Annotated in this window: 4 protein-coding genes and 4 pseudogenes; 7 read left to right on the forward strand and 1 reads right to left on the reverse strand. The window is 69.0% G+C overall.

The window, feature by feature from the left end:
* The 3 genes and pseudogenes from IE134_RS32785 to IE134_RS32795 all read left to right on the forward strand — a co-directional run.
* Positions 1 to 214: pseudogene (locus tag IE134_RS32785) on the forward strand (hypothetical protein); the annotation flags it as partial.
* A gap of 376 nt (positions 215 to 590) precedes the next feature.
* The gene (locus IE134_RS32790; RefSeq protein WP_189432616.1) at positions 591 to 983 is read left to right on the forward strand and encodes a hypothetical protein; all 393 of its coding nucleotides are present in this window, start codon (positions 591 to 593) and stop codon (positions 981 to 983) included.
* A gap of 554 nt (positions 984 to 1,537) precedes the next feature.
* A complete protein-coding gene (locus tag IE134_RS32795) occupies positions 1,538 to 2,296 on the forward strand; it encodes a hypothetical protein (protein WP_189432618.1) in 759 nt (252 codons plus the stop codon).
* A 15-nt stretch (positions 2,297 to 2,311) separates the two neighbouring features.
* Here the strand turns inward: IE134_RS32795 and IE134_RS34715 are convergent.
* Positions 2,312 to 2,632 (reverse strand): annotated as a pseudogene (locus IE134_RS34715) (IS5/IS1182 family transposase); the annotation flags it as partial.
* A gap of 442 nt (positions 2,633 to 3,074) precedes the next feature.
* On the opposite strand from IE134_RS34715, the pseudogene IE134_RS32805 reads away from it, so the two are divergent.
* The 4 genes and pseudogenes from IE134_RS32805 to IE134_RS34350 form a co-directional block, all read left to right on the forward strand.
* A pseudogene (locus IE134_RS32805) lies at positions 3,075 to 4,088 on the forward strand (peptidase); the annotation flags it as partial.
* Between the two features lie 466 nt (positions 4,089 to 4,554).
* The gene (locus tag IE134_RS32810) at positions 4,555 to 5,226 is read left to right on the forward strand and encodes an HNH endonuclease family protein (RefSeq protein WP_189432620.1); all 672 of its coding nucleotides are present in this window, start codon (positions 4,555 to 4,557) and stop codon (positions 5,224 to 5,226) included.
* Between the two features lie 452 nt (positions 5,227 to 5,678).
* On the forward strand, positions 5,679 to 6,620 hold the full coding sequence (locus tag IE134_RS32815; RefSeq protein WP_189432621.1) for an ADP-ribosylglycohydrolase family protein: 942 nt from the start codon (positions 5,679 to 5,681) through the stop codon (positions 6,618 to 6,620).
* A pseudogene (locus IE134_RS34350) lies at positions 6,529 to 6,830 on the forward strand (hypothetical protein); the annotation flags it as partial. The gene IE134_RS32815 and the pseudogene IE134_RS34350, both read left to right, overlap by 92 nt.

Raw genomic sequence — 6,830 nt, forward strand, 5'->3', positions numbered from 1 at the left:
GGGTGTCCGGTCCGGCACCGCCCGCTGGCTGGTGAAGAAGCCCGGTGGCACGTGGAAGACCGGCGGGGGCTGGAAGCGTGCGGCCCGCGTGGGCAGCCACGTGGAAGTGTCCTGGGGCCGGGACGGGCACACGGGCCCGAAGTACCCGCGCAGCACGAAGCTCTGCGTCCAGTTCAAGAACCTGTCGACGAAGGCGTGCGTCACGCTGAAGTGAGCCCGGCCGACCGGCCTTTGTCTGGTGAGCTGCAACTAGCCCGGCCTACCCACAGGGCCGGACCTGGGAACTAGGGATCATGACCGACCGCCGACCGCTCTCGCTGCCCCCCTTCTCCGAGCCCGCTTCCACCGCTCCCGTACCCGCCCAGGGTGGGCGCGGGCTGATATACCGCTCGAGTAGGGCGCCGATTCCCGCACCGGCACACGGGTTGCGCCACGTCCCGGACCAGCTCACCACCGAGCCCCTCCGCCCGGTGTGTCAGTGCCTCCACCTGGACATTGGTCGTAGCCGGCCCGTCTCCCGCCTCGGATAGCGTGTTCCTCTGTGGGGTGCCATATCGGATGTGACGCCCCCTACCGGAGGTAGTCAGCGTATGAGTTCAAAGCGCAGCAAGAATCCAGCCCTGCCCGTACTTGACGACGCCTTTCGGCTCGCGTCGGTCAAGGAGGCCGAGGAGTCCACCCGTGACTTGGCCGCGCGGCTGGCCACCACCGAGCTGCGCCGCGTTTCCCACCCGGGCCGGGTCACCTGGGAGCCCACCGATCAGGCCGAGCCGGTACCGGTCCCGCCGACCGTGGTCGACGGTGACGGGGACCTGTGGCTGCGGGACCGGGGCACTGGCACCTGGACCATGCCCGAGTTCAACCCGAAGGATTTCCCGGCCCGCTGTGGCGAGGTTCTGACGTGGAACGAGCTTGCCTGCGAGTTCGGCCCGCTGACCGGACTGGCCGATGACCGCCGCATCGGCAGCGGCCGACGGCGCTGACCGCGCGCAGAGCTCTGGGACGACCGCGCCCCTGGAGCGCGTGTTACGGCTTGGCCGGGCTCGTTGCCTTCCCTCGCAGGGCCGGCGACCGCCGACCGGTGGGTTCAGATCCCGGCAACCTCTTCGACATCGGGGCCGCCGCGGACGGCTCCGTCTGGGGCGTCACCCGCCACGGCAACATCAACCGCTAAACCGGCGACCGCCAGGACTGGCCCGGCCGGCCCCGCCTCACGCTGCCGACGGCCCACGGGCGGTTGTGCTGGTCAGTGGGCGGGAGGCGTCATGCTGCCGGTGTGGTCATGACGTTGCCGGATGTGCGGTTCTGTCGGTGCGTGATTGCCGAGGGCCCCGGTGGAGGACGTGCCCGTAGGGGGAAGGTTGTGCCCGTCTTGTGCCTGTGTGTTCCGTGAACTCGGTAGGGGTGTCATCACCTTGTAACTGCTCTTTCGTCACGATCACCGCAGCAGGCAGGCTGTTGATCGACCGAGTGCACAGCCGTTCCGCGCATTGCGCCGGCTGGCCGCACATCAGTAGCAGCCACAGGAAGAGGCCACATGCTTCGCAGCCACCGCAAGTCCGTCCTCACCGCCGCCGCCCTGATCGCTACGACCACGCTTCTCACGGCCTGTCAGGACGGTGGCTCCGGGGACGACAAGGCGAACACCTCCAGTTCCTCGTCCTCGGAGACGAAGGCGATGTCCGGCAGTGACACCAAGGCTTCCGGCAGCGACGAGGAACAGGCCGACGGCACCACCGGGAACAAGTCCGACGGCAAGGAGGTGACCGGTACCTGGTTCGGCACGGTTTCCTATCTCGCCCCCGGCAAGTACACCGTCTCCGATCTCAAGGACACCAAGCAGCAGTTCTTCACCTCCACGGACACCGACATCCAGGGCGCCGGGAAGATCTGCGGGGACGCGGCCGGCCAGGCAGCCACGCCCTGCAGCGAGGACGAGCTCGAGGCCGCCGCCAGGGACGGAGTCTCCGCCACGGTCAAACTGAAGAACGGCATCGCCGTCAGCGTCATCGAGGACCACTCCGGCAGCAATGACGGCAAGACGTCCGGCCTGTGGAGCGGGAAGCTCGCGTACCTGGCGCCGAACAAGTACACCGTCGTGAACGACGAGGGCCGGCGGGCGTTCCTCACCTCCAACGAGACCGTCATCAACGGAGCCGGCTTGATCTGCGGCGACCGCGAGGAAATCAAGCAGTGCACCGAGGACGAGCTCGAGGCCGCCGCTGAGAAGAGCATCGATGTGGTCGTCAAAGTCGAAAACGGCATCGCCGTCACCATCGACGAGAACCACAACTGACCCGGCGTAGCTCCGTCAGGGGCCGTTTCCATCGGATGCTCCATCCCGGGAACGCCAGGCCGTAAGACCGGTCATAGCGAGGTCAATCATGGCTTCGGGGCGGGTGGGCAGGGTTTCGCAGTCGCGGGCCAGGCGCCGGTGGAGCATGAGCCAGCCGTAGGTTCGCTCGGCCGCCCACCGTTGGGGGATGCGGGTGAAGCCCCTGGGCCCGGGTTGCGGGCGGTGATCTCCACGTCGGTGCCGAGGAGGCGGGCGGTAGCCTCCGTCGCCCCACGCCTTGCGGATGGCCGGGTGGTCGGCGGCGACCTCGTCGGGCAGTACGGTCCCGACCACGGAGCCCCCGGACGCCGGCTGCGCCCGACGAGATTACTCCACGACCCGCTGCTCCACTGAGCCTTGGCCCGGGCCAGAGGAGACCGACCCCGAGATCCGGCTGGCCTGTGGCCGGCGCGCGCATCAGCAAGCGGCGGGGTGCTCGAACTCCTGGTCGCTCACCGCGACGCCGTCCTCGTTTCCGAGCGGCCGGGGGAGCAGGTCGAGCTGCGGTCGGCTGTTGACCGGATCGAGAAGAGGAAGCCCCGCCGACGGTGCTGGGAGCGGGTTCGTCCTTGATGGCGCCTCGGTTGGTAGTTAGTGGCTGATTCTGTTCGTTCATGTCTGTGTTTTGTCACGGTGGGTCAGGTCGGCACAACCCGCCTTGTTTCGCGCCTGTCTTGAGACGTGAGGGACCGCAGTTCGCTTTTCCCTGCCCCACCAGCCCCACGATTGAAGGACTTGCATGCGTATCTCAGATTCCCGTAGCCGTGTCCTGCGCGGCGGGACCGCCGCCGTAGCCGCAACGCTGGTGGCGGTGGCTGCCGTACCAGCATTCGCCGCCGCCTCGGAGCCGGATCTCGGCGTCGGAACGATCGCCCCGATCGAGGGGGTTCAGCCCGGAAGCTCGTTCTCCACCCCGCTGACCTTCCTCAACAAGGGAACGGCGGAAGTACCCGCGGTCTGGGTGACGTACGCCGTGCCGCCGGGCCTGAAGGCGGACGAGACGTACAAGAACTGCACGTACTACACCGTCCCCTCGTACGACGAGATGCCCGCGTCGAACGTCGCTTCCTGCAAGATCGAGCAGCCGCTGAAGCCGGGTGTCGTCTACGGCACGGCGAAGCCCGTCTCGCTCAAGGCGCTCGGCTCCGCGTTCCGGGAGGACCTGCGGGTCACGATCGGCACGGACGCGCCGGACCCGGGCGACGGCGGCTCCAGCGAGCCCGTGCCGGGCACCGGCGACCCGCTCACCCTCGTGGAGAAGAATCCGGCCACCGACGCGGACCGGCAGAACCACCCCGGGCCTGTCGCCAAGGCCGAGGTGAACGTTGCGAACACCGCAGACTTCGCCCTGACCGGCACCGAGGCGAAGGGGAAGGTGGGCGACAAGGTCACCGCGACGGTGAAGTTCGCCAACAAGGGCCCCGCCCGCGTCCAGGGAAACCGCGACGAGAGCGTCACCACCGTCGACGTCCACATTCCGAAGGGCACCTCCGTCGTCAAGGCCCACGGATTCTGCGACGCGGTCACCACGACCCACTACCGCTGCGGCACCTCGCAGTCCTGGGTCGACGTGAACGGCGGCGAGAGCTACCCCTTCGTCCTGCGCATCGACAAGGCCGTCGGCCGCACCACCGGCGAAGTCTCCTTCACCGGCCAGGAGCGCCCCTTCGACCACAACGCGACCAACGACACCGCACAGATCCTGATCGAGACGGGCAAGGACGCCAGCACCGCCACCGGCCCGACCGGCTCCGCTGCCCGGCAGAGCTGACAGCACGCCCTTGACGCCGACGTCTCCGCCCCTGCGCTGACGTCGGCGTCAAGGCCGACGGAGGCGGTGCCACAGGCCAGCGGCGGCGGCAGCGGTTCAATATAAATGCGTCCGCTTCTCGTCCGTCGTGTCCTGGCGGTGGCAGTTCGGCCCGGCACATATCGCGTTCCCCGGAGGACAGACAGCTCCGGGTTCGCACACCCGCGGCCCGGCCGCGCTGGATAGGGTCGTGGGCAGACCGTGCCGTATGGGTGTGCGGGACAGGTCCGGGTCTCCTGGAGTACGGCTCGGACCCCTGGTGCCGGTGGCGGCCCTTGTCACTGGCACCAGGCCCCGCGCCGCCGCCGCGTGCGGCGGAGCGTTTCTGCGGTGAACCTCTTCCCCCGGGCGGGTGAGCACCAGGGCAACGGGCTCCACCGGGGTGGGGTGCGGCCGGTAGAACGCCGTGGTGATCAAGAACTTCGTGCGCACCTTCGGCGCACTCTCCCTTGCCCTGACTCCCCTTCTCTCCTCCCCGGTCGCCGAGGCCGCCCCCGCACCTGAGGTGACGACGCTGGCCGATGCGGTGGGCCTGGTGAAGGTGACCGAGGAGGACCGCACCGGCTATACCCGCAGCAAGTTCAAGCACTGGAACGGCGGCGACGACGCAGGCGATGGGTGCAATACCCGCGCCGAAGTCCTCATCTCTGAGGCGGTTGTGGTGCCGACGGTGGAGGCCGGCTGCAAGCTGACGGGCGGAACGTGGACGTCGTACTACGACGGCCAGGAGGTCACCAGTGCCGGTTCCCTGGACATCGACCACATGGTCCCGCTCGCCGAATCGTGGGACTCCGGTGCCTCGGCGTGGACGGCGGCGCGTCGGGAGGCGTACGCGAACGACCAGGGCTCGACCGTGTCCCTGGTCGCGGTGACGGCGCGCTCCAACCGGCAGAAGTCGGATCAGGATCCGGCGGACTGGATGCCGCCGTCGCCGGAGGCGCAGTGCCGGTACGTGGGGGAGTGGGTGGCCACCAAACTGCGTTGGGGTCTCACCGCGGATGACCGGGAGCTGGAGGCGCTGAAGGTCTACTCAGAGGGGCCGTGCGAGGACACCATCGTGCGGTACACCCCGGCTGCCTGACGTCGTAGCCGCAGGGGTGGTGGTCCACCGTTCTCTGCCCTCCGGGGTGCGGTGCGGGCCCGCGCGGGTCAGGGTCGGGGCTGTGGAGTTCCCGATCCGGCCTGCCCTGGCCCGCGCCGTGCCGACCCTCCCGACCGGCCCCGACTGGAATTCTGAGATCAAGGTGGACGGCCACCGGATGCTCCTGCGGCGCACCGAGGACGGGGTGATCTGCTACTCCCGCACGGGCCGCACCGTCACCTCGCACTGGATGGACCTTGCCGTCCCCGCCATGGCGCTGCCCCCGGGGACCGTGCTGGACGGGGTTATGCGACCTGTACGGGTGTCTCAGACCCAAGGTGTCTCAGGCGGTGCTCCTCTGTGGACGAGACGCGTTCGCCTCCGATGGTCGCGAAGCCGAGGAAGGTAATCGGGCCGTGAGTCCGTCGGTACCGCCCGGATAGCCTGCGTGAATGAAGTGGATGCAGCGGGCTGCCGGCGCGGTCGTCGGCTCGGCGGTGGGCGACGCTCTGGGCGGTCCCTTCGAGTTCGGTCCCCAGGGAGGCTTCTCGGCCCGGTTTCCTGCGCCTGGTGGCGGTGGTGAGATGTGTGGAGGCGGTGGCTGGGAGCCTGGTGAGGCGACGGACGACACGCAGATGGCCGTCCTTGTCGCGGAGTCGCTGCTGGAGCAGGGTGGGCTGGATCTGCCGGACATCTTCGCCCGCTTCCAGCGGTGGGCGGCATCAGAACCGAAGGACATCGGCTTGCAGACCGAAGACGTCCTGACAAACGGCATGCCCTGGGAACTTGCCGCTGCGATCCACTTCCAGGTCAACCAACGAGCAGCGGGAAACGGCTCCTTGATGCGCGCGTCGACCTCCGCGGTCTACTTCGCCGCCGCCGGCCAGGAAGCCACCATGGACGCGGCCCGCCGCATCGCTGCCCTGACCCACGGCGACCGCGCGGCTTGGGAAGGCACTGCGATCTTCCACGAACTCATCCGGGTCACGTTCGAGGACAACGACCCACTCGCCGCGCTCCCGGACGTCCTCGCTCTGGTCCATCCCGACCACCGCAGCCGCTACAGCGCAGTCCTCGCGCCCGACTGGCACCCGGACCAGGCAACCGAGTTCAACGGAGCCGTGTGGCCCTGCCTGGGCTCCGCTGTCTGGGCCCTGCGCACCACCACCAGCTTCGAAGACGCGATACGCGCGGCCATCGACCTCGGCGGCGACACCGACACCGTCGCCGCAGTGACAGGAGGCCTCGCGGGGGCGTACTACGGACTGGACGCCATCCCCGCCCACTGGACCGAGCCACTCCATGTACCCCTCCCGGGCTTCGACGGAAGGGTGCTGGACCTGGCAGATCTGCTCCACCTCGCACACCGCCTCTTGTGGACAGGCCGCGCGTGAGACACACCTGGCAGCCCACATAAACGGCGAGGCGGTCATCTGGAACGGCGACCGGGTCGATTTCGGGGCGGTCCAGGCCCGCGCCGCGTCCACGCTGGACTGGGCCCGCGCCCTGGCCGTCCGACTCCCCGCCACCTATGCCGCGTTCGACGTCCTGGCCCACCCCGACCACGGCGGCGACGCGTTGGCCGCCCGCCCGCCCGTACACCG

The organism is Streptomyces rubiginosohelvolus (assembly GCF_014649875.1).
GTDB classification, from domain to species: domain Bacteria; phylum Actinomycetota; class Actinomycetes; order Streptomycetales; family Streptomycetaceae; genus Streptomyces; species Streptomyces rubiginosohelvolus.

Bases quoted from the DNA above. Each gene is read 5' to 3' on its own strand.
- IE134_RS32815 (WP_189432621.1), top strand. From the start codon at position 5,679: ATGAAGTGGATGCAGCGGGCTGCCGGCGCGGTCGTCGGCTCGGCGGTG.
- IE134_RS32795 (WP_189432618.1), top strand. From the start codon at position 1,538: ATGCTTCGCAGCCACCGCAAGTCCGTCCTCACCGCCGCCGCCCTGATC.
- IE134_RS32790 (WP_189432616.1), top strand. From the start codon at position 591: ATGAGTTCAAAGCGCAGCAAGAATCCAGCCCTGCCCGTACTTGACGAC.